The 22,685-nt window shown below is 49.0% G+C and carries 23 protein-coding genes; 8 read left to right on the top strand and 15 right to left on the bottom strand.

Annotated elements, in window-relative coordinates:
* Window positions 1–62: 62 nt before the first annotated feature.
* Both POF51_RS18325 and POF51_RS18320 read right to left on the bottom strand, forming a co-directional pair.
* Complete coding sequence (locus POF51_RS18325; protein ID WP_271755853.1) at window positions 63–593, bottom strand: MarR family winged helix-turn-helix transcriptional regulator; 531 nt, start codon at window positions 591–593, stop codon at window positions 63–65.
* A 45-nt stretch (window positions 594–638) separates the two neighbouring features.
* Entirely contained in the window at window positions 639–1,409 is a 771-nt protein-coding gene (locus POF51_RS18320; protein WP_069848454.1) for a 3-hydroxyacyl-CoA dehydrogenase, read from the bottom strand.
* Between the two features lie 273 nt (window positions 1,410–1,682).
* On the opposite strand from POF51_RS18320, the gene POF51_RS18315 reads away from it, so the two are divergent.
* Window positions 1,683–2,771: a DUF418 domain-containing protein gene (locus tag POF51_RS18315; RefSeq protein WP_069848457.1), complete on the top strand. Its 1,089-nt coding sequence runs from the start codon at window positions 1,683–1,685 to the stop codon at window positions 2,769–2,771.
* A gap of 95 nt (window positions 2,772–2,866) precedes the next feature.
* Window positions 2,867–3,340 carry a GNAT family N-acetyltransferase gene (locus POF51_RS18310; protein ID WP_069848459.1) on the top strand — a complete coding sequence of 158 codons (474 nt, stop codon included), beginning with the start codon at window positions 2,867–2,869 and terminating at the stop codon, window positions 3,338–3,340.
* A 54-nt stretch (window positions 3,341–3,394) separates the two neighbouring features.
* Here the strand turns inward: POF51_RS18310 and POF51_RS18305 are convergent, their stop codons facing one another.
* The 9 genes from POF51_RS18305 to adhP all read right to left on the bottom strand — a co-directional run bounded on the left by POF51_RS18305 (window position 3,395) and on the right by adhP (window position 10,925).
* Window positions 3,395–4,417, bottom strand: coding sequence for a tripartite tricarboxylate transporter substrate binding protein (locus POF51_RS18305; RefSeq protein WP_069848462.1), 1,023 nt, complete (start codon window positions 4,415–4,417; stop codon window positions 3,395–3,397).
* The gene (locus POF51_RS18300; RefSeq protein ID WP_271755851.1) at window positions 4,407–5,933 is read right to left on the bottom strand and encodes a tripartite tricarboxylate transporter permease; all 1,527 of its coding nucleotides are present in this window, start codon (window positions 5,931–5,933) and stop codon (window positions 4,407–4,409) included. The genes POF51_RS18305 and POF51_RS18300 overlap by 11 nt, the downstream gene beginning before the upstream one ends.
* Before the next feature lie 18 nt (window positions 5,934–5,951).
* The gene (locus POF51_RS18295) at window positions 5,952–6,425 is read right to left on the bottom strand and encodes a tripartite tricarboxylate transporter TctB family protein (RefSeq protein ID WP_069848464.1); all 474 of its coding nucleotides are present in this window, start codon (window positions 6,423–6,425) and stop codon (window positions 5,952–5,954) included.
* A 117-nt stretch (window positions 6,426–6,542) separates the two neighbouring features.
* Window positions 6,543–6,836: a hypothetical protein gene (locus POF51_RS18290; RefSeq protein ID WP_069848466.1), complete on the bottom strand. Its 294-nt coding sequence runs from the start codon at window positions 6,834–6,836 to the stop codon at window positions 6,543–6,545.
* A 158-nt stretch (window positions 6,837–6,994) separates the two neighbouring features.
* The gene (locus tag POF51_RS18285) at window positions 6,995–7,120 is read right to left on the bottom strand and encodes a hypothetical protein (protein WP_017251227.1); all 126 of its coding nucleotides are present in this window, start codon (window positions 7,118–7,120) and stop codon (window positions 6,995–6,997) included.
* Between the two features lie 3 nt (window positions 7,121–7,123).
* Entirely contained in the window at window positions 7,124–8,407 is a 1,284-nt protein-coding gene (locus POF51_RS18280; RefSeq protein ID WP_069848469.1) for a helix-turn-helix domain-containing protein, read from the bottom strand.
* 290 nt (window positions 8,408–8,697) lie between these two features.
* On the bottom strand, window positions 8,698–9,078 hold the full coding sequence (locus POF51_RS18275; RefSeq protein WP_069848471.1) for a hypothetical protein: 381 nt from the start codon (window positions 9,076–9,078) through the stop codon (window positions 8,698–8,700).
* A gap of 16 nt (window positions 9,079–9,094) precedes the next feature.
* Window positions 9,095–9,553, bottom strand: coding sequence for an EndoU domain-containing protein (locus tag POF51_RS18270; protein ID WP_271755849.1), 459 nt, complete (start codon window positions 9,551–9,553; stop codon window positions 9,095–9,097).
* Between the two features lie 358 nt (window positions 9,554–9,911).
* Complete coding sequence (gene adhP, locus POF51_RS18265; RefSeq protein ID WP_069848475.1) at window positions 9,912–10,925, bottom strand: alcohol dehydrogenase AdhP; 1,014 nt, start codon at window positions 10,923–10,925, stop codon at window positions 9,912–9,914.
* A gap of 259 nt (window positions 10,926–11,184) precedes the next feature.
* Here adhP and POF51_RS18260 point away from each other — a divergent pair, with 259 nt between their 5' ends.
* Genes POF51_RS18260 through POF51_RS18245 form a run of 4 tightly spaced genes read left to right on the top strand, consistent with a single transcriptional unit; the run spans window position 11,185 to window position 16,333 of the window.
* Complete coding sequence (locus tag POF51_RS18260) at window positions 11,185–12,333, top strand: iron-containing alcohol dehydrogenase (RefSeq protein WP_069848477.1); 1,149 nt, start codon at window positions 11,185–11,187, stop codon at window positions 12,331–12,333.
* 10 nt (window positions 12,334–12,343) lie between these two features.
* The gene (locus tag POF51_RS18255) at window positions 12,344–13,657 is read left to right on the top strand and encodes a sensor histidine kinase (RefSeq protein ID WP_069848479.1); all 1,314 of its coding nucleotides are present in this window, start codon (window positions 12,344–12,346) and stop codon (window positions 13,655–13,657) included.
* Window positions 13,626–15,062: a sigma-54-dependent transcriptional regulator gene (locus POF51_RS18250; RefSeq protein ID WP_069848482.1), complete on the top strand. Its 1,437-nt coding sequence runs from the start codon at window positions 13,626–13,628 to the stop codon at window positions 15,060–15,062. Before POF51_RS18255 ends, POF51_RS18250 begins: the two co-directional genes overlap by 32 nt.
* Window positions 15,063–15,097: 35 nt before the next feature.
* Window positions 15,098–16,333, top strand: coding sequence for a benzoate/H(+) symporter BenE family transporter (locus POF51_RS18245; RefSeq protein WP_069848484.1), 1,236 nt, complete (start codon window positions 15,098–15,100; stop codon window positions 16,331–16,333).
* Between the two features lie 98 nt (window positions 16,334–16,431).
* On the opposite strand, the gene POF51_RS18240 is transcribed toward POF51_RS18245, so the two are convergent.
* On the bottom strand, window positions 16,432–17,307 hold the full coding sequence (locus tag POF51_RS18240) for an SDR family oxidoreductase (RefSeq protein ID WP_069848486.1): 876 nt from the start codon (window positions 17,305–17,307) through the stop codon (window positions 16,432–16,434).
* Window positions 17,308–17,427: 120 nt separating this feature from the next.
* Here POF51_RS18240 and POF51_RS18235 point away from each other — a divergent pair, with 120 nt between their 5' ends.
* Window positions 17,428–18,384 carry a helix-turn-helix transcriptional regulator gene (locus POF51_RS18235; RefSeq protein ID WP_069848489.1) on the top strand — a complete coding sequence of 319 codons (957 nt, stop codon included), beginning with the start codon at window positions 17,428–17,430 and terminating at the stop codon, window positions 18,382–18,384.
* Here the strand turns inward: POF51_RS18235 and POF51_RS18230 are convergent.
* The 3 genes from POF51_RS18230 to POF51_RS18220 form a co-directional block, all read right to left on the bottom strand.
* Window positions 18,353–19,546: an MFS transporter gene (locus POF51_RS18230; protein WP_069849116.1), complete on the bottom strand. Its 1,194-nt coding sequence runs from the start codon at window positions 19,544–19,546 to the stop codon at window positions 18,353–18,355. The two genes, POF51_RS18235 and POF51_RS18230, sit on opposite strands and share 32 nt — an antisense overlap.
* 204 nt (window positions 19,547–19,750) lie before the next feature.
* Window positions 19,751–20,530, bottom strand: coding sequence for a helix-turn-helix domain-containing protein (locus POF51_RS18225; protein WP_069848492.1), 780 nt, complete (start codon window positions 20,528–20,530; stop codon window positions 19,751–19,753).
* A 106-nt stretch (window positions 20,531–20,636) separates the two neighbouring features.
* Complete coding sequence (locus POF51_RS18220) at window positions 20,637–21,497, bottom strand: LysR family transcriptional regulator (protein WP_017251241.1); 861 nt, start codon at window positions 21,495–21,497, stop codon at window positions 20,637–20,639.
* A 137-nt stretch (window positions 21,498–21,634) separates the two neighbouring features.
* On the opposite strand from POF51_RS18220, the gene POF51_RS18215 reads away from it, so the two are divergent.
* Window positions 21,635–22,606, top strand: a complete 972-nt coding sequence (locus tag POF51_RS18215) for a DMT family transporter (RefSeq protein WP_069848497.1) — start codon at window positions 21,635–21,637, stop codon at window positions 22,604–22,606.
* The last annotated feature ends 79 nt before the right edge of the window (window positions 22,607–22,685 follow it).

Raw genomic sequence — 22,685 nt, 5'->3', positions numbered from 1 at the left:
AACTACATAAGGATGAAAATGGGCTAGCTACCTAGCCCGCTTTACAACTTTCCTGCTGCTTACTATTCGTCTGTCAGCGCCGAGATGCCTTGTGTCACGCGGCCCAGCAGTTCGAGAAACACACTGCGCTCCTCGGTATTGAGCAATCCGACCATCGCTTCCAATCTCGTAAAGTGCTCAGGCGCCATTTCACGCAGCTTGCTAGCACCGAGCTCCGTTAAAATGACCGATTTTTGCCTGCCATCTTTTGCACTCGCTCGTCGGGAAACAAGGCCATCGCGCTCCAGGATGTCGATCAGACCAGTAACAGTAGCCCGTGTTACCCCCAAATGCTCTGCCAATTGTGAAGGCAGCACTTCCCCACCGTTATCTTCGAGGTCTGCCAATAAGCGATATCGTCCCGTTGATAAGCCGAATCTGGCAAAATGTATTTCGGCCGCATGCCCAAGCTTGGCTCCTGCCTCCATCAGCCTAGCAGCGACGAGTACAGCTTGCGCATCAACATCGAGTCCATACTGATCAATCTGGCGCTGCGATTGAACAAGCGATGGGATCGCTTCTTCTTGTTTTCTTCCGTTTGAATGGTTTGTCATGGAGATAGTATGGCACCTAACTATTTTCCTGTCAACACGTCTTCTCTATTTCGGTGCCATCCTGATTGCCCCATCCAGCCGGATCGTTTCACCATTCAACATCGAATTGGTGATGATGCTGTTCACGAGCATCGCGTATTCTTTCGGATCACCCATGCGTGCGGGAAAAGGAACAGTCGCACCCAACGCATCTTTTACAGAGCGAGGCAGTTGGTCGTACATCGGCGTGTCAAATAGACCCGGAGCAATTGCCATCACGCGTACGCCATACGAAGCCAGGTCTCTTGCTAGCGGCAGAGTCATGCTTACGATTCCGCCTTTGGAGGCGCTATAGGCAACCTGCCCCACCTGCCCTTCAAAAGCTGCCACCGATGCGGTATTGATGATGACACCCCGCTCCCCCTGTTGGTTCGGCTCGTTTCCTGCCATTTGCTCCACTGCCAACCGAATGACATTAAAAGTACCGATCAGATTGACTGAAATGACTTTGCTGAAGGATTCCAGTGGATGTGGACCGCTTCGCGACAGCGTTTTTTGTGCCAAACCGATCCCTGCACAGTTGACTACGGCGTGAATCGTACCGAATGTGCCAGCAGCCAGATCGATTGCATCGCGTACACTCGCCTCACTCACGACATCCGTATGCACGAACAAAGCATTTTCGCGCCCCAGCTCATTCGCCAGCGCTTGCCCCTTCTCTACCGTCAAATCAAGAATGGCTACTCTTCCCCCGTGTTGAACTACATTCCTCACAGCGGCTTCTCCCAAACCGGAAGCACCACCCGTTACAATGGCAACCACTTCCCGCATATCCAAGCCATTCTCTCCCTTCCTCTACAATTGCATCCGCATTCAGAAAAAAGCTTTGCAAGTTGGATACCAAACGAATCCCCCCTTGCCACACGTGGTTTTTACAAGCGACAAGCTGTCTCGACCTTCTCAAATCCAGACAGGTATGAGACATCTGTGTCCGGGCAAAGGACAGTTGTGCTTATCCATCTCCACCATTTTAGGGCTTGCTATTTACAATCAACCCCATTATATTTTACTTACCGGTAAGTAAATAAAAATGGAGAGGAAAGAACCCGGATGAAAGTGTCTTCTACCAGAGTCATTGGTCTCGATTTTGCGCGGGCGTGGGCCATGCTCGGCATGATGATCGTCAACTACGTTGTCATCTTGAACGCAGAGCATAACGGACCTGACTGGCTCATCGCTTTATCCAGTTTGTTTCAAGGTAGAGCATCTACCGTATTCGTTGTTTTAGCGGGAATCGGCATTGCGTATATGACAAAAAAGGCCAGGACCTCAGGTGACCCGGCCCTCTTGCAGGCTAGCCGCCACGTCCTTTGGAAGCGCTCCTTATTTTTATTCGTGACCGGGATGTTGCTCTATCTCGGTAGTTGGAGCGGCGACATCCTGCATTACTACGGTGTCTATATGCTCATTGCCTCCTTCCTCCTCGTCGTATCGGAAAAAACGCTTCTTCTCGCATTTAGCGGTATCCTGCTCACAGCTCAAACGCTACAATTGTCGCTCAACTACATGCAAGGGTGGAACCCGAAGCAACCATTTATCGAGTATCTTGATTTTTGGACAGTCGAAGGATTCCTGCGCAACTTACTGTACAACGGCTATCACCCGGTATTTCCCTGGATGTGCTTTTTCCTTCTCGGCTTGTGGCTGGGTCGACTCAACCTGCTCGATCGATCTATACGCAAAAAAATGTTGGGCTGGGCAACTGCTCTGTTCGTCAGCTTGGAAGTTTTATCGTATGGGTTGATCAAGCTCTCTATTCCGGTCGTCGGAAGCGAGATGGCCCTATTTTTATGGGGAACGAAACCAGTCCCACCCAACCTGTTTTATGTGCTGTCCAGCTCAAGCACCGCTGTCATCATCATCCTTCTGTGCGTCAGCTTTGCGGAAAAATTCGCGAACAGCTGGTTTACGCAGACATGGGTAAAAACCGGACAACTGACACTGACACACTACGTCAGCCATATCATTGTTGGGCTCGGCTTCCTCGCCTTGATTGGCAGACTCGAAAATCAAACGCTTGCTTTTGCGATGCTCTACGCCGTAGGATTCTTCCTTTTTTCCATTGTGCTCACGCTTGTATGGAGACGTTGGTTCGAGAGGGGACCGTTGGAGAGCTTCATGAGAAAAATAAGTAGGTAACCATTCTGTGGGTTCATCCGTCTGCTATATAGGAGAATTTTGCTAATCATACATACACCAATTTCGAAGTAGTCAGACGAACTGGAGATGATCTCATGAGTCCTATGGTTTTTTTCAAAAAGGCTGTCCCCGCGAACGCGGAGCAACTCACCCAAATTGCTGTTCGCTGCTTTGCAGAAGACGTCCAAAAGTATGGAGAAGGCCCTGCCGGACATGACCAGCCTGACCAGCATGTTTTGTTCATGCAAAAGGCTCATTACTATACGATCTTGCTGGATGACCAGATCGTTGGCGGTTTTTGCCTCCTTCCAGTCGATCATGAGCATTTGGAGCTGGGGATCATCTATGTCGATCCTGATAAACAAAACTTGCGTATCGGAAGCCAAACCATGCAGTTCATGGAGGCCGCGTATCCACACATCAAGAAGTGGACGCTCGATACCGGCTATGAAGCCGAGCGCAACCAGCACTTTTACGAGAAATGCGGTTACAAAAAGGTCGGCGAGACAGCGCCGAACGCAGCAAATGGTTTTTATAAATTCAGGTACGAAAAACGGATACCTAAATAAATAGATGGAAAGGGAGAACAGCTATTAAGCCATTCTCCCTTTTTTCGTTTACCCTTATTTTCGAATGCCCTTCTTGGTCGCCAATTCCAAGTAGTACGTTGTTTCTGCCTGTGTTTCCTTCGTAAATGCTTCACTGACCGCGTATGCCGGCTCCACCTGAATTTCACTCAGCTTTTGCAAAAAGGCTGGGTCCTTTTCCATCTTGGCAATCGCTTCTTCCCATTTGCGAATAACCGACTCTGGCGTTCCTTTGGCAAAAGACACTCCGGTCCACCAGAAAACCGACAAGCCTTGAATGCCTTGCTCCTCCGCAGTAGGGACGTCAGGCAGGAATGGACTTCGCGTGTCACCGGATACGGCGAGGATTTTGACCTTGCCCGCTTGCAGCATCGGCATGATTTCCCCTACTGTATGCACCGCCAAAATCGCGTGCCCTCCAGCGACTTTCGGGACGGAATCGGAAGCGCCTTTTGTCACGATCATTCTCGTCTTGGAGAAGTCTGCTCCGATCACATCCAGCCACTCTGCTACCCCAAATGCGGAAAAGCCTGCTGGCCCTACAGAAGTCCATGTTAACTGCTCCGGATTCGCGCGTACCCACGCGGAAAATTCAGCGAAATCTTTCCAAGGCGCGTCGGCTTTTACTGCAAAAGCAAGCGTTCCTTTGCCAATCCTGGCCGAATAGACTTGATCCTCGTTTGTAATCGGCGGCGTTTTCATCCCAGCAGCGAGCATCGTCGTATTGGATACATTGACGGCAAGCGCTGTGTAACCATCATTTTTGGCTTGCTTTAAGGCATACTCCGCTCCTACTGCCCCACCACCTCCCGCCTTGTTGACGACGATGATGGGCTGCCCCCATTCCTTGCTCAAATAATCAGCTGCCGCTCTGGCCACGAGGTCGACTCCGCCCCCAGCAGAATACGGCACGATATACTCCACCTGCTTCGATGGATAGGCCGACTCGGCTGCACCTTGATTTCCACATGCACTAACGACTGCCGCCAAAAGCAACGACATGATGACAGCCGCCCATTGTTTATACCCTCTCACTGACTCTTCCTCCCTACGCGACATCTACTCCCCGGTCTCTCTCTTCCTTCAACCGTTGCTGTGTCCGGCGGTTCAGCATCATGGAGATGATCAAGAGTGTTCCTGCTGCCAGCAAGATGGTCAACGATAAAGGCCGGAACAAAACAATGCTGAGATCACCCGAGCCCATCGCCATCGTTTGAATGAATGATTCTTCCAGAAGAGGTCCCAAAATGAAGCACAAAACCAGCGGAACAACTGGCCATTTATATTTGGAAAAGACATACCCAAGTCCGCCAAACAGAAACGCGACCCACACATCAAACATGCTGTTCCGCACACTGTATGCCCCAATCGTGCAGAACATCAGGATAATCGGAGCCATGATGCCATATGGCACCCTTGTCAATTTCACCCACACCCATACCATCGGGAGGTTCAGCACGAGAAGCATCGCATTCCCCACGAACATCGAGGCGATGACCGTCCAGACAAAGCTCGCATTTTGTTCAAACAAAACTGGGCCTGGCGTCAATCCGTAGATCATCAAGCCTGCCAACAAAATCGCCAGTGGTGGTGAGGAAGGAATCCCTAGCGAAAACAGCGGGATGAAGCCCGCACTGCTCGTCGCATTATTCGCTGCTTCTGGTGCCGCCACCCCTTCGATCGTTCCCTGACCGAACTTCTCGGGATGCTTCGATAGCTTTTTCTCCATGTCGTACGCCAAAAACGACGTGATCGCAGCCGAACAGCCCGGCAGCAATCCAAGAAAAAAGCCGACAATCCCGCCCCTCAGCATAGACCCGGCACTTACTCTCAAGTCTTCCTTTTTCGGGTAGACACTGCCCGGTTTGCCAATGAGGGTAGCTGTGCGTTTTTCATCAATCCCTTTAAGGACTTCTGTAATCGCAAACAACCCGATGATGATGCTAATCATGTCAAAACCTCCGACCAATGCGGGGACACCGTAATCAAAGCGCGGCATGCCAGAGGATGGTCCCAGCCCAACTAGAGCGAGCGAATAACCGAATGCCCCCATCAAAAACGATTTGACCAATGATCCTCCTGATAGACTGACCATCAGCGTGAGAGCCAAAATCATCAGCGCAAAATATTCAGGCGGTCCGAATTTTAACGCTTGATCTGCCAAAATGGGCGCGAAAAAGACGAGTCCGATTACCCCGAGTACCCCTGCTCCAAACGAAGCTAGTGCGGATATCCCCAATGCCGGCCCACCTCTCCCTTTTTTCGCGAGCGGATAGCCATCCAAACACGTGGGGACTGATGATAGCTCCCCCGGGATATTCAGCAGAATCGCTGTCGTCGAGCCACCGTACATGGCACCGTAATAAATCCCTGCCAACATGATCATGCCTTGTGTCGGCTCCAGGACAGCTGTCACTGGAAGCAGAATCGCGATGGCAGAAGTGGGACCGAGACCGGGCAATACACCTACAAAGGTGCCGATAAGAGCGCCGAGTGCTGCCATGAGCAAATGCTCCGGGGTGAGGGCTGAAGCAAAACCAGCCAGTAATAGTTGGAACGTCTCGATAATCAGCACCTCCTTCTCATGCTTGCTCTAAAACAAAACTCCTCCAGGCAGTGTGATATGCAGCGAATAGATGAACACCACATACAGCCCCCCTGTCAAAAGAACAGAGTACACGATGGACGTACGCCACCGATAACTGCCGATCAGGATAAAAAAGGCAAAGGAGACAAAGAGCGTAGCCATTGTGTAACCGATCGCGCCGAGCAGCCAGACATACAGCAACAGGAATAAAAAGCAAAGCAGTAGGCGCAGCCTTTTTCCAGGAAGAAGCGGTCCGGGATTGGGCGAAGAGGCTTCCTCCGTCACACGGAATGATTGGATAAGAAGCACACCTCCCAGCATGAAAAACAATAAACCGAGAATCGCTGGCAGCGTGTGATCCCCTACGTATAACGACGTCGAAAATGCCTCCAGACGATAGGCCTCGAACGAAATGAAGACTCCAAGGATCATACTTAGAAGGGCACCGATAAAATCCGGCTGATTATCCGGGCGTCTCATGTGTATCACCTCAGCAAAAAAGCTACCATCAGCCTATGGCTCATGCGCCCATTGTGTGCGAAAGCAGAAAAAAACTACCATAGCCAGTCCGCACGGGACACAGCATATGGTAGTCAGCTAGTTTTCGATTTCTATTTGGTCGATCAGACGAATAATGGCATGGGCGACTTTCGCTTCATACGTCTCATTGCTTTCGAACTCGCTCCAAAGCTCTTTGATATCGCTGTTCGAAGCATCGTCTATTTGCAGCCCGCGAAAGGAGGAACCTGAGACGGAGGAGACATCGTGGATCATCAGCATTTTCAAAAGCCTCTCCATATTGGCTTGATTGCGGATCAAATGAGGCTCCATCCGCTTAACCACCATCCATAATTTTTGCGAATTGACCATCGTCGTCGTCACCATCTGCATCCGCTACCTCCATACCAATTATAGCTATATATAACTAGTTATAATTAATTATAACGAATTACTCAAGTGAAAATGTTGTCTTCCGACTGTTGTGGTCCGTTTTACAACTATAACAAATGCCCTCCAATTGGAGGGCATTGATCGTATTGTTCAGATGATTACCAAGGCTCCGGCCAGCCATATTGGATAATCGGATTGGATTGCTTGGCTGGTGGTTGTTCTACTAAAACTGGTAATGTAATGAAGGCAGTTAACATACACAAAGACAATATCCATTTCTTCATGACCTATACCTCCTGTTTGGATCTATGATTACTTCCATTATACACGTTTACCAATTTATGGAGTATATCAAACGGAAGATTTTTTTTCTGTGACACATAGAATTCAAAAAGAACGCTCAGACTCTTATCTGCTTGTTTGATCTCATTGATTGCCCGATAGTAATTCACGCTCTCCACAAGACTCTCGATTCCTAAGTTTACTTCGTTTTTTTGAATGTAAAAGGTGCCCTTCGTTCGGAAATACAGGCCCATTTGATTGTATTGATTCGGAGTAGTGAGACTCTTCGGCAAGATCGATGCTTCTGCCAAAAACAGATCACGGATTTTCTCTTCTTCTCCTACCTGAATATAAATCTCTAACAAATCATTCGCGATCACAATCTTGTCATCTTGTGCTTGCTGCGCAAGACATTCTTGTAATACCGGAATGGCCTTATCAAATTTCCCTGTCTTTCCGTATAGTTTCCCCCGAATATGTCTGGCATGTTTATGTACCTCGGGATAATCGAACATTTCGTATCTCTCCAGATAAAAATGTCCCAATGTGTAGTCTTCCAGCTCAAAATAGGAAATGATGATCGCAAGGATCGCTGCTGCTTTTTGCTCACTCTGACTATGGTCGATTTCAAGACCTTGTTTACACAGATGAATACAATCTGAATAGAATCCAAGACGCAATGCATGGAAGGAAAATTTATAGTAGGTCAAAATTCGCTCATTGATATGCAGATAGGATGTATAGTGTAATAGCTCCTTACCCTCTACATAGGTTTGATCTAACTGGCTTAGATTTTCACGTCGAATCATATATCGTTGGAAAAGTGATCTTGCCAGATACAAAGGAATTCCATGCTCACGTGAGTAGTCACAGATCACGTCATAAAGAGCCAAGCGCAGTTCTTCATCCGTTTCCGTTCCTGCTGTTTGATACAGATAGTCTAAAGAAAGAAATGTATTGCTTTTAGGACAATTTAACAATTGCAAAGCTACTTTGTTGGTAAGAACCACATTCTTCTCTTGCATCACAGCCTCTAATAGAGACCGCAGTGTCGCTTCGCGCTTCATTTTATGTAAATAGGGTACGATCGCTGTATAAAGTGGAATATCCAGTACTTTTGCCAGTTTCATTACATGCTGCATATTTGGTAAAGTAAATGCATCAGATTCTATCTTACTAATGGTTCCAGAAGCTACACCTGTTCTTTCTGATAACTCAGTCAGTGTTAAGTTTGCTCTATTTCGATATACTCGTAATATACCCCCAAAGGTTTTTCCCTCTGAAATCACAGCAAATACACCCTCCTGATGATTCCTTTTTATGGATATGATAGCACAATCATCCACGAATGATATAATCGATTTGAATCATTTTTAAATAGATTACACTTTCTAATAGAGTGAGGAAAGGAGAAAATGGAAAACTCTCTTTTTAGAGGGTGCAATACTATTGATAGGAATCCATAAGGCAATGATCACTTAATTTCTCCAAAGGCATTTACGAAAAAGCCGCTTAACTAAATAAGCGGCTTTTTGTGGCTATCTACTTCTGTTTTCTTTAATACTATCCGTTCTTTCAATCATTTCGTAGAATCGCGTTGTTGTCTATACGCATTTAGAGCATTCATCCAAATCGTAACTAGCTCTGCAAAATACTTTGTTTCAATGATCGACTCCAAATCCTCGCCAGTGTCTATACCCTTTTCTAGTTGTTCCTCAACGTATGAGTTATAAATTCGAGTATAATCCCTCCGTATTTCGGAACTGTATAAATTTCCAGTACCATCTGATACTTCTTCTTCACCAGATACCGCTCTTTGTATCCTGTCTAAAATTAAGTTCTTCGAGAGTTCTGATCGAACCTCGACTTCTAAAAATTCTTCTACAATCGATAAATGTTCTGGTAAGCAGATTCGTAGTTTATCTGCCTTATCATCGAAAATAATTTTGTAAGGTATCATAAGGATTCCTCCTAGATTACGGTTCATAAATTGGATAAGCTGTAGTAATCCTTCCATCCTTGTCTAGCCAAAGTTCAATTTTAATGCCTGAGGAATGCCTACCTACCCATTTGTATATCATTTCCGTTCCATTAGACTTTATGGCGGGGATTGCGTCAACATACACTTCATAAATAGCGGTCATTACATCATCAGCAGACAAATGTTTTGGAAAGAAGAACGATGTTTGCTCTTTCCTGACATAAGATGTGCCATTAAAAATATCTACTACACCCTCGTATACACCGTGTGAATCAGGATTAGTTGGGCTTCCGACAATTCTGTTGCTTGCTGAACTTTGCTCATGATGCCACCCTACAGCTTTTCCTTTTTCGTTAATTTCTCCTTCAAGTATATGTCTTCTAGCATTTGTTAGAATCACAAAAGAATATACAGATATTCTGGTACTAAGAGAAAAGTGGAACAGATAAAACATGAAAAGCTATCCCTTGGCCATAATAAGCCTTATGAGATAGCCGTACTAGGTTGCTTCACTACATTTATTCTCTCTACTTCGTTAAAATTCAGGTTTATTAAACTTAGGCTGATAATTTATTTGGGATGCGTAGTCAGGATTAAAAACCCTAAAAACTACATAACCAATCAGCTTGGAAAAGAGGGCATAGTAGTCACCTATATTCGAATTTGGTTGGTCAGATGAAAAATGGTATGGGCTACTTCCGCGTAGGGTGGTACTCCTACCACAGCCGCTTTCATTCATACAAATAAAAAGCTGTCGCCCAGTCCATGCTTGAGAAAAGCATAGCCCGACAACAGCTTCACATATTCTTCGACTACTCCATCGTCAAAACAACCCGACCATTGATTTGACCTTTTTCCAAACGCTCCAATACATCGTTGATCTGATCCAGCGGCTGCGTCTCGATGATCGCACGAACCTTGCCACGTGCTGCAAAATCAAGTGCTTCTTGCATATCCTTACGAGTCCCCACGATGGAGCCTTTCACTGTCACTCCATTCAACACCGTATCAAAAATCGGGATGGGCAACTCTGCATTCGGTAAGCCAACAACAACGAGAGACCCACCGCGTCGAACCGATTTGTACGCTTGTTCAAACGCCTTCTTGGTGACTGCCACGCTGATCGCCCCGTGGACACCGCCCACCTGCTCTTGAATGGCTTGGACCGGATCAACCTCACTGCCGTTTACTGTCACATCTGCCCCTAGTTCTTTTGCCAAGTCCAGCTTTTCCTTGTGAATATCGACCGCTACGACGTTGTAGCCCATCGCCTTGGCATATTGGAGAGCCACATGCCCCAAACCGCCGATGCCGTAGATCGCCACCCATTCACCTGGCTTCACGTTTGCTACCTTCAATGCTTTATACGTGGTTACCCCTGCGCACAGGATCGGCGCTGCTTCCACATCCCCCAGCTCGTCAGGAATGCGTGCCACGTAAGCAGCAGGTGCTACGCAATATTCAGCATAGGCACCGTCAGCGGAATAGCCCCCGTTTAACTGTTGCATGCACAGTGTCTCCCACCCTGTCAGGCAGTAGTCGCATTCGCCGCAAGCGGAGAATAACCACGGAATTCCTACACGATCACCAATTTTCAATGAGGTAACGCCTTCCCCCAGCTTTTCGACAACACCTACGCCCTCATGCCCAGGAATCAAAGGCAGCTTTGGCTTCACAGGCCAATCCCCGTGTGCCGCATGCAGGTCCGTATGGCAGACACCACACGTCTTGATTTTTACCAGAACCTCACCGTGTCCGACTTCTGGAATAGCGACTTCCTTTACTTCCAGCTTTTGATGGAACTCGTTGACTACTGCTGCTTTCATCTTGACCTTCCTCCTCTTTTTTCCCCTTCAGGCATGTGCGTAAAGGGCAGGTGTTCTTCCCGCCTCCTACTAATTGCAAGCCGTATGCCAACATGAAAACGCTTAATCATTCAATGATCTAGCCGTTTCCTTTCTTCCAAGCAGCCGATATGGCGGCACATGAGCCGAAAAAACGGCCCGCCTGCCAACCTTTTGGCCGAAAAAGGGTATTCATCCTTGCCTGCGGTATTACTACGTAGTGGAAAAAGGGGGAGAATGCATGCAAATATCCAAGTTCATGACGCCGGAAATCATTTTCGGGAACCAGTCCCTCGGCCAGGTAGGGGAAAGCTTGCGCCGATTGGGAGCTTCTCGCGTCTTTCTTGTCAGTGATCCTGGTGTCGCAAACGCAGGCTGGATTGAGCGGATCATCTCTTATTTGCAGCAGCAAAAGCTCGACTACCATCTATGGACCAACGTGACAGCTAATCCGAAAGACTACGAGATTCATGCCGGGATTGCCGAATATCGAGCCAAGGAATGCAATGCCATTCTCGGTGTCGGTGGAGGCAGTGCCATCGATGCAGCCAAGGCAATCGCGCTGTTGGCTACCAACGAGGGCAGCATCGTCCAATACGAAGGCGTCGACAATATCCAGCATCCCCTTCCTCCCATGGTGATGGTACCGACTACTGCCGGCTCCGGATCGGAGGTTTCGCAATTTTCCATCATTGTAGACAGTGCACGCAAGGTGAAAATGGCGATCATCTCCAAATCGCTCATACCCGATATCGCCATCATCGATCCGCAAACCTTGATGACCAAGGACAAGCTGCTCACTGCCAATACAGGCATGGATGTGCTGACACATGCCATTGAATCGTATATTTCGCTCGCCGCAACGCCGCTTACCGAGGTGCATTCGCTGCAAGCCATGCGTCTCATCTCCAAGCATTTGCGCCCATCTGTCGCCAGTCAATATAATACAGAGGCCAAGCAAGCGATGGCCATGGCGAGTCTTCAAGCCGGAATCGCTTTTTCCAACGCCATCCTTGGTGCTGTCCATGCCATGTCCCATCAGCTCGGGGGATTCCTCGACGCTCCGCATGGCGAGGTGAATGCCATCCTGCTCCCACACGTGCTTGAGTACAACTACATCGCGGCACCGGAAAAATACAGACACATCGCAGAATGCCTCGGTGAAAACACTGCGGGCTTGAGCACACATGCTGCCTCTCGTCTCACACTCAAAGCGGTTAAGGAGCTGGTAAGCGATCTGGAAGTGCCCCAATCGTTGTCGGCTATCGGGCTGCATCCAGAGCAAATCGACCTGCTCAGCTCTCTCGCCGTACTGGACGTGTGTATGACGACCAATCCCCGCGACATGACCGTCCACGATGTCGCGACGTTGTTTCGCCAAGCCTTGTAGGAGGTTCGTCATGCATACCAAACAAGAGATTTTGGAAAAATTGACCGGAATTCAATCCTCGCGAAAAAGTTATTACAGTGAACTCGTCTATCTTATCGAGGAGATGAAAAAGAAAAACAAGCAGCTCGCCGTTATTAACCAGCTGACACAAATTCAGATCAACGCCACCTGGCAACAAACAACCAGTTATATCGCCGCACAGCTCTCGCAAATTCTCGTGTTCGAGCATTTCGCCCTAACCATCGTGAAGGGAGGCACGCTCTCCTCCTATCTCGCCAAGTGGAATGATGGGGATTGGCAATGCCATACGATGACACAGACCGTTCCAGTGGAAGCCCCTGTGCTCACCGGGCAGGTTCATCTTACCCTTGCCGAAGTACTGCCTGAGCATCACGCCACCTCGGTTCCATTGCGCAGTCAGTTGAATCAGACTTTTGGTTTTCTGACACTCTTACGCCAAACAAAGCAGCTAGTCGATCGGGACGAAGCCGAATTGATTCAGCTCGTCGCCAGCCATGTCGGTGTCGTCGTAGAAAACAGCCTGCTTTTTCAAGACGTGAATGAAAAGATCAAAATCGAAGCCCAACTGATTCAATCCGCAAAAATGGCGGCGATTGGAGAGATGGCTGCCGGCATTGCCCATGAGCTGAACAGTCCGCTCACGGCCATCCTCGGAAACTCTCAATTGCTCATGCGCGAGATGACAGATGCACCAGAGGCTCCCTTGATGAAAGACATCTATCAATGCGGGGTACGCTGCAAAAAGATCATTCAAAACCTGCTCACCTTCTCGCGGCAGGAAGAGTACTTGTTTTCTACTACCTCTATTGACGTGGTCGTAGAGGACGTTCTAGGACTGATTGGCTACCAGCTGTCTGTTTCCGGCTTGACCATAACCCGGGAAATGTCTGAGCCTCCTCTGCTGTTTCATGGAAGTCGTCATCAGATCGAGCAAATTGTGATCAATCTCCTGTTAAATGCACGGGACGCTGTGGTAGGCAGGGAATCTCCACACATTGTCATCCGTTCCTTCCTCGTACAAGAGGAGGACGGCTCTTACGTAGGCTTATCCGTCTACGATAACGGCACAGGCATTTGTGCAGAACAGCTTTCGCAGATTTTTCAGCCTTTCTTCTCGACGAAGGAACGGACAAAAGGGACTGGTCTCGGGCTTTCCGTCAGTCTTGGAATTGCAGAAGCGCACGGCGGGAAGCTGTTTGCTGAAAGCGTGGAGGGAGAGTACAGCAAGTTCACGATGCTTTTGCCACTGTTAGCTGACGAGGAGGACAACGATGGAGAAAAAACGGATTTTGATCGTGGATGATGAAACAGAGGTGACTACCTTTTTCACCTATTTCCTCAAGAAAAAAGACTGCGATATCGTCGTCGCCAATTCTGGAAAGGACGTGGAACGACTGCTTCATTCGGATTCTACCGGCTTTCACGCTGCACTCGTGGACCTGAAGCTGCCCGATGCAGACGGATTGACGCTGCTCAAACAGATCAAGGCAGTATTTCCCGCCTGCGAAGTCTTGATCATGACGGGCTTCAGTACGATTAAATCGGCTGTGACAGCGATGCAATGGGGCGCGCGCGATTACTTGGAGAAGCCGTTCGACGATCTGGACAGTCTGGAGCAGGTCATCGACACGGTGCTCTCTTCTTCCAGCAAACACAGCGATCACCTATCCCAAGAAGCCGCCCAATATGGTATCGTGTATTCATCTGACAGTCCGATGGCCAATGTAATCGCAATTGCCAAAAAATTAGCAAAAAAAGCGATCCATGTGCTTATTGAAGGCGAAACGGGTACCGGCAAGGAGCTGATGGCCCGTTTCCTCCACGGAGCAAGCAATCGCGCCCAGCAGCCTTTTGTCGCTTTTAACTGCGGGGCAGTGCCGGAATCCTTGCTGGAAAGTGAACTGTTCGGCTATGAGAAGGGCGCTTTTACTGGAGCCCTCAAATCCCGCAAAGGCTTGTTCGAGCTGGCACATAACGGAACGCTGTTTCTTGACGAGATCGGGGAGGCTCCTCCTTCCATCCAAGTGAAGCTCTTGCGTACGCTAGAGACGGGAGAGTTCATGCGCGTCGGTGGCGAGCAGATCGGTCAGAGCAATATTCGCTTTATTTCTGCTACCAACCGCGATCTGGAACATGAAGTCGGGATGAATCGTTTCCGCAGTGACCTGTTGTATCGTCTGGAAGGGATCAAGCTGTCGATTCCTCCTCTCCGAGAACGGATTCAGGATATCCCGACAATCGCGCACTACTACTTGCAAAAGCGCAGTGGAGACCCGTGCGAAATCGATCAGGATGCCAGCGAGCTCTTGCAGCGCTATGATTGGCCGGGCAATGTCCGCCAACTGATCAACGTACTGAATCAAACCATCGCGTTGCACGAATGCGAACGACTGCGTGCCGAGCATTTGCCAGCGAATTTGCGGAGCCGCACGGTACAGGTGCATCCGCCCACTGTCCCCAAACGGATAGAACAAGTTATCGATCACGAATGCGAGCGCTTTGTCGATACAATTAGCCGCCTTGTCACCTCTGTAGACGGGATCGACTTCGATTATTTGATCAAGCGGATTAAACAGCTCGAAGGCGAGATCGGGCGAACGATTATCGAAAAGGGCTTGACCGAAACGAATGGAAACAGACAGCTTTTAAGCAAAAAATTAAACATCACCAAACGGACGATTCGCTACATTTTGAACGAAAAAGCATAACGTCTGCATTGGCGCATCTAGGAGGCATTCACGTCGTGGTACCTGAAAAACCTTTTTCGAACCTAAAAAAAATCCCTGCTGACTTCTCTCTATCTGCCGTTATTGTTGGACTCATCGCCACGATGGTCTCCTATGCAGGACCATTGCTGATCGTCTTTCAAGCTGCCAAAGGTGCAGGACTCAGCGATGCTGTCCTCGCCTCTTGGATTTGGGCCATCTCGATTGGGAGCGGCTTGACGTGCATTGTGCTCAGCATCTGGTTTCGCACCCCGATCATTACAGCATGGTCGACGCCGGGGGCAGTTCTGTTAGTCACCAGCTTGACGGTATACTCCTTTCCCGACGCGATTGGCGCGTATATTTTTTCGGCCGTGGTCATTACGCTCGTCGGTGTTTCCGGTTTGTTTTCCGTCTTGATGAAATACGTGCCGCAGTCGATTACGACCGCCATGCTTGCGGGGATTCTCCTGTCTTTTGGCGTAGACGTCTTTGTTTCCATGCAGCACCTGCCTGCATTGGCTCTTCCGATGATCTTTTGCTACCTGTTCGCCAAACGCTGGTCTCCACGGTATGCTGTCGTGCTTACGCTTTTGGTTGGCTTGGTTGTCGCCTTTCTTTTGGGGCGTTTGCAAATGGACAATGTCCAGATGTCCCTCGTCCAGCCCATCTTTACGATGCCGACGTTTTCTCTCGATGCGATCATCGGCTTGGGGATTCCATTGTGCATCGTCGCACTTGCCTCGCAGAACGCCCCGGGAATTAGCGTCTTAAAAGCAGACGGGTACGATACACCTGCTGGACCTCTCGTAACGACTACTGGCATCGCTTCGCTATTGCTCGCTCCTTTTGGTTCACCGGGAATCAATCTGGCGGCGATTACAGCTGCGATTTGCACGGGAAAAGAAGCTCATCAGGATCATACTAAGCGCTACATTGCCGGGATTGCCTGTGGGGGCTTCTACTTAATCTTCGGGATGTTTGGCGCTACGATGGCTTCGGTATTCGCTGCCTTGCCCAAAGAATTGATTGCCGTCATTGCGGGCTTGGCTCTGTTTGCCTCGCTCAGTTCCAGCCTCGCACAGGCGATGAGCGAAGCAAAGGAACGGGAATGCGCCTTGGTTACGTTTCTCGTCACGATTTCCGGTATTTCCATTGGCGGGATCGGCGCTGCTTTCTGGGGCTTGATTGCGGGAGTAGTCACCCATCTGATTTTGAATGGCAACGTGAAAAGCTGGTTTTTGAAAAAGAAAAATACACAGCCGTTGGCGTAGCCAAGGTTGTTTAGAATGGCTCTATTCCAAAGGCGTATAAAGAGAAAAAACGGCTCCTTCGAACGAATCCGGGGAGCCGTTTTGTATGTTCCTTGCAACTAGCGGTAAAGCCCTTGTTCCTCGGCGTAATCTCCCCAATGCGGGCGGCTACCGTCTTTATCCGTAAAAGGATACTCGTCCGATAAGCCCCATGTACTGACCGTTTTCCCCGTTTTTTCTGCAACAGCCGGGTCCGTAGCCAGCGCAACTACTGCTCGACCGATGTACGCAGGCGTTTCCGACATGATAAAGTGCTTTTCTTGCTTCACTGCCTCTCTCCACGTCTCTTCTGTCACGCCAAAATGATCGAGCATCGCTTCCGAGCGTAGGAAGCCCGGTGTTAAAGCCAACGCGGTAACCCCGTGTGGGCGCAAGTCCTCTGCCATCGAAGCAGCTAGATGAATCGTCGAGATTTTTGCCAAGCTGTAGTACAGATTGCCGCGGTACCGATAGTCGACTCCGTCCGTAATTTCGATGATCAACCCTTTTTTCTGTGCCACCATGAGCGGAACCGCATAGTGACTGGTGATCATATGCGTACGAATGGCGCGCTCTTGCATCAATAGACCGTCTGCCAATGGCTGCTCCCAGAACGGCGTCCCCCAGTGAGTCAATGGGTCTCCACCCCAGATGTCATTGACCAATAGATCGAGCTGTCCATTTTGCTCCGCTTTTACTCGCTCAAAGAACGCTTTTACCTCTTCTTCCTGCGTATGATCGACGCGCACAGCGATCCCGATTCCGCCGCTTGCCGTCACGAGCTCTGCTGTCTCTTCAATCGTCTCCTGTCGTGCCATATCAGAGTGCTGACCACGCACCGTGCGTCCCGTCACATATACCGTTGCCCCTGCTTCTCCCAGACTGACTGCAATCCCCCGTCCTGCTCCTCTTGTGCCGCCTGCTACCACCGCTACTTTGCCTTGTAATGGTTTCATTCGTAATGCCTCCTTTATCGATTCATATATCAAGAATAACGAAGGAAATATGACAACTGCTGTCATATTCGTTACGATACAATCAAAGTAATGTTGTTTTTACTTCTAGGAGGGCTTTTTATGCGGGCAGATCGACTCCTTACGATTTTGTTGCTCTTGCAAAACCACGGTCGCATGACTTCCAAGCAATTAGCAGAAAGGCTGGAGGTGTCCGAGCGAACTGTTCATCGTGATATGGAAGCTTTGAGTGCGTCAGGCGTTCCCGTCTATGCGCTGCGCGGTGCAGATGGGGGCTGGACTTTGGCAGAAGGGTATCGCAGTAATTTGACCGGAATGAAAATAGATGAGCTGCAATCCCTGCTCGTAGCCTCCCCTGCTGCCTTGTTGAATGATCTCGGACTACATGAAAACTATGAAGCTGCTTTTCTCAAGCTGTTGTCTGCCCTGCCAAAAACCGTTCAGCAGGATGCCATCCACGTACGCCAGCTCCTTCATATCGATGGGGCAGGCTGGCATGAATCGACAGAGACGTTTCCTTTCTTATCGATGGTTCAAGATGCCGTATGGCTTTCCCGCAAGCTGTTCATTCGTTACATGCGCGAGGATGTGACCGTAGAGCGCATTGTCTGCCCGCTCGGACTCGTCGCCAAGCGCAGCATCTGGTATTTGGTCGCCAAAGTGGACGAGGACATGCGGACGTACCGGATTTCACGACTTTTGGATGCGCAGCTGCTAGATGATTGCTTCATCCGCCCAAGCGATTTCGATCTCGCTTCCTATTGGGAACAATCCACCTTGGACTTCAAATCCAGCCTCCCACGTTACCCTGCGCGGTTGCTAGTCAAAAAAGAGTCGTTGCCTGCTGTAAAACAGGAGCGTTATATAAAAATAGCCTCCACCCAAGCCGCAACAGACGACTGGATGGAAGCAGAGGTTGAATTTCATACACTTGCGTCAGCATGCTCGCTAGTGCTCAGCTTCGGCCCACACATCCAAGTGTTGGAGCCACAAGAACTGAAACGGGAGGTCATAGAGCAGGCGCGTGCTATACTTGGCCAGTACGAGGTCCCGAATTAGCATGGACTTTCGTTTCTCGTCCGCACATGAGCAGGACGAGTGTTCCCACGATCAACACCGCGGTAAAGACACTAAAAATGAACGTGTAGCTGTAATGATGCGACGAGTAGTAACCGACGAGATACGGTGCGATAATACTGCCAATTCTTCCGACACCGGATGCCATCCCAGAACCGGTAGCGCGCAGCGGTGTCGGATAATTTTCCGGCGTGTACGCGTACAAAGCACCCCAGGCCCCCAGATTGAAGAAGGACAAGAAGGCTCCCGTCACCAACAGCTCTGTCGTGCCACTGCTTTGTCCAAAAGCAAAGGCCATGACTCCGGTCATGAACAAGAAGGTCGCCAGCGTCCATTTCCGTCCCCATTTTTCCACGAGATAGGCTGCCGCGAAATAGCCTGGCAGTTGGGCCAACGTCATGATCAGTACGTACTGGAAGCTTTTGATCATCGTAAAACCTTTGTCGACCAAAATAGATGGCATCCATAAAAACATGCCATAGTACGAAAAAGCAATCGCAAACCAGACGACCCACAGCGTAATCGTCTCTGTCCGATGGGACGTCAACAGCGTTGCAATCGGAATGTTCTCGGCCTGCTTTTGAAACTGCGGAGATTCAGGAATGCTCCGCCGGGCAAACAAGGCATACACGACGGGCAACGCCCCGATCATGACAGCCACGCGCCAGCCATAGTCCGGAATGATGAAATACGATATGACAGCTGCCGCGATCCAACCGACCGCCCAAAAGCTCTCCAACAGCACAACCGTACTTCCTCGCTTCTCCGGTGGCGCAAACTCGTTTACGAGCGTCGAGGCTACCGGCAGCTCGGCACCCAAACCGAGTCCCATCAGGAAGCGGAACAGCAGCATGGTCGCAAAACCAGTTGCGAAAGCGCTCGCAAAGCTCGCCAAGCCAAACAAGATCAAGGTCAGCAAAAACACTGGCTTGCGGCCAATTCGGTCAGCCAAATAGCCACCTACAATCGCTCCAATCGCCATACCGACGAGATTACCCGTCCCTAAGAGCCCAGCCTCTTCCCCTGTCAAACCCCATTCCTGTCGTAATGCCACCATAATAAAAGATAAAAGTGCAACATCCATGGCATCGAACATCCAACCAAAACCGGCTGCCCAAAAAACTTTTTTGTAAGGCTTTGACATGCTCGTTCCCTGCTTTCCTTTCTTTTGCGCATGATATTCGCGCCTAGTTATCATTTCGCTTTTTCGCCCAATATCCTGCTCGAGGAAAAAAGTTCGACTATTGTGATAGTAGGTTTTCCCAAGAAGCTCCATTCTAACCAGCCCATGACGAAAAGGCAGTCCGCTGATTCGTAAGACCGCCATTTTGAAACAAGGGACTTGTTCTTATTGAGGGAGCCTCTGAATGAATCTGTTCATGAGCAAAGAAAGAGAAATCAAGATGGGAGGGTCGTCCGGATGAGGCACATGAAGAGTAACTTGCTGATGAGGGACGATCGTAGTTGGTGAGACAATGATTGGTTTCTTGGAACGTGTGCGCAATGTCTCGTACGGCAGGAGAAAATCCATTGCCTGCATGCCCCAGGCAACAGACGTCGCCATCAAGTAATACGTGCCCGGTTTGACATTGGTAAAACAAAAATTCCCTAGCGAGGGCAGCAATGTGCCGTATAAAGGGAGACCTTCTGGGATCGGCTTGGCAAACAAACCAATCAAAATGACGCCTTGAAAAGGCTCTGTAGACTCGATTGTCCCTGCAATGGTCATCGGTCGCTCGGGGGCTGGATGTAACCGAGTCCACTCTGTCAACTGCTGCAAGGAACGGAGACGGTCTTCCGCTACCTGGGCCGTTTCTCGAAATTCGCTAGGCGATACCCCGACACGCTCCGTAAAACGGGTAGAGAACGTCCCCAGACTCTGCTGACCAATTTCCAGACCAATGTCGCGAACACTCATGTTCGTGCGTAGCAGTAAATCCTTTGCCCTTTGGAGTCGCATGGTCGATACGTAATAAAGCGGCGGGAGACCGATTCTTTCTTTAAAAATCCGTGCAAAATGATACTGGCTATACGCAACATGATTCGCCAGCCGGGAAAGTGGCAACGGCTCATCTAAATGTCGATGTATATAAGCGATCACTTCGTCAATTTCGGTATACCTGTCCATCAATTGAGCCGCTCCCTCCTTTTTCTGCACAGCCAAACACAGAACGTTTGTTCTGAAATAAAATTTACCATATTTTTCTGACATATGGAAGAGGAAATTGTAGCACTTACGTTTTCGTTTTCTGCAAACGAATTTCGTTCAGAAACGCTTGCATCGTGTTCGTTACAAATGAATCTTTTCGGCGAATAAAGACGGTTGTCACCTCATGATAAGGCTCCGGGATGCGATGAATATGAACCGTTCCGCTCTCGACCAAATGGTGTACTGCCGATTTCGGCAAAATGGTAATGCCGATCCCCGCTGCTACGCCCCCGATGATTGTCTCAAACGTTCCGAATTCCATCACTTTTTTCGGAATCAAGCCCTCTACCTTCATCCAGGTCTCTAACCGCTCTCTATACCCGCAACCCTTCTTGTAGAGCAAAAGAGCTTTCCCTGTGATATCACTGGCAGTGAAGGAACTGTTTTTCGTTACCAACACCAGCTCCTCTTGAAACACTTGCTCCTGCTCGATCAAAGGATGGTTAATCGGTCCACTCACGAACGCTCCATCCAGCGCTAGATCCAGTACTTTTTGCAGCAAATTCTCTGTCACACCTGCCTTGAGAGAGATATCCACATGCGGATACTGGCTGCAATACGAGGATAGCAACCTCGGAAGGGCATTGATCGTCTCGACCATCCCAACCTCCAGCACACCGGACGGCTCGGAAGCCCGATGAAAGTACTTTTGCATTTCTTCGAATTTGGCGATGATTTCTCGCGAATATTCGAGCAGGCGCTTCCCTTCTGTATTTAAGGTCATGCCTCGCTTGTTGCGATAAAACAAAGGTGTCCCCAGCTCTTTTTCCAGCAGCTTGATCCGCGCAGTCACATTCGACTGAACATAACTTAGCTCGGCGGCGGTCTTGCTCACGCTGCCTAAAGTGGCGACCATCTGGAATATTTTCAAATCGTTGATCTCCACGTTTCTCCCCCTTCTTTCATCTATCACTGAAAATGATACATAAAGTTATTATCAATCATTATACTAACATATTTCCATCCAGTATGATGTGGTAAGTCAACTTTGTCAGCTTCAGATTGAAAGGGAGAAATCGCTTAATGAACAAGCAACTACTTTTGGGGTCTATTTTCTGCATGGTGGCCAGTATGTCATGGGGGGCAATGTTTCCAGTTGCGCACATCGCGCTGCAAGAGATCGATCCATTTTACTTCTCATTTCTTCGCTATTTTTTCGTAACGATCATTTTGTGCGGTTTGCTCTGGGCAAAAGAAGGCTTGTCTGCTTTTCGTCTTGAGGGGCGCGGGAAGTCTCTGCTATTTTTTGGAACAATGGCGTTTACCGTCTACAATATGGGAGTATTTCTCGGGCAGGATTTGATGGGAGAGCCCGGCACGATTGCAGCGTCCATTATGGAAGTGCTCATGCCGATGATCTCGATTGTACTTTTGTCCATTACTACTAGAAAGCTGCCACCGTACTATACTTTGGCGACGATTCTGATAGCTTTGGTCGGCGCTGTCCTTGTTATTACCAATGGCAATCTTACCTTCTTTACTACAGCAAGTGAGCATTTGATTCCGTTGTTCTTCATTTTCATTGGTGTCGTGGGTTGGGTCGTCTACTCGATCGGCGGCGGGCGTTTTAGCACGTGGTCTACACTTCGCTACTCCACGTTGACGTGTCTCTTAGGAACAGGATTGAATTTCGTGATTGTCACGACTGCTTCACTCTTTCAATGGCTTCCGGTTCCTACCGTCGAAACGGTGATGTCCATCAAGTACGAAATGGCGTTCATGGTTCTTTTACCCGGTTTTGTAGCTCTTTTGAGCTGGAATGCAGGCATCAAGCTACTCACTCCGCTCAACGGCATTTTGTTTATCAACCTGGTTCCGATCACGACCTTTGCCATGATGGCGTTACAAGGTTATGAGATTAGCCGTTACGAATTGTGTGGCACCTTGCTCGTGATTCTGGCCCTGATCGGGAACAACCACTTCCAAAGAAAGCAACTACAATACCGTTCCGTCACAAAGCAACAACCGAGTGGAAGAAAAGTTCCGTCCATGTAAGAAAGAACTACAAAGGTGAATTAACTACTGTCTTGCGTCCCACAAAATTTATGGATAGAAATTCAGCTAACCCTGGATC

Source organism: Brevibacillus sp. AG (assembly GCF_028369215.1).
Lineage (GTDB): Bacteria > Bacillota > Bacilli > Brevibacillales > Brevibacillaceae > Brevibacillus > Brevibacillus porteri.
Note: the sequence above shows the minus strand (reverse complement) of the source record. Positions and strands in the feature narration are given on the sequence as shown.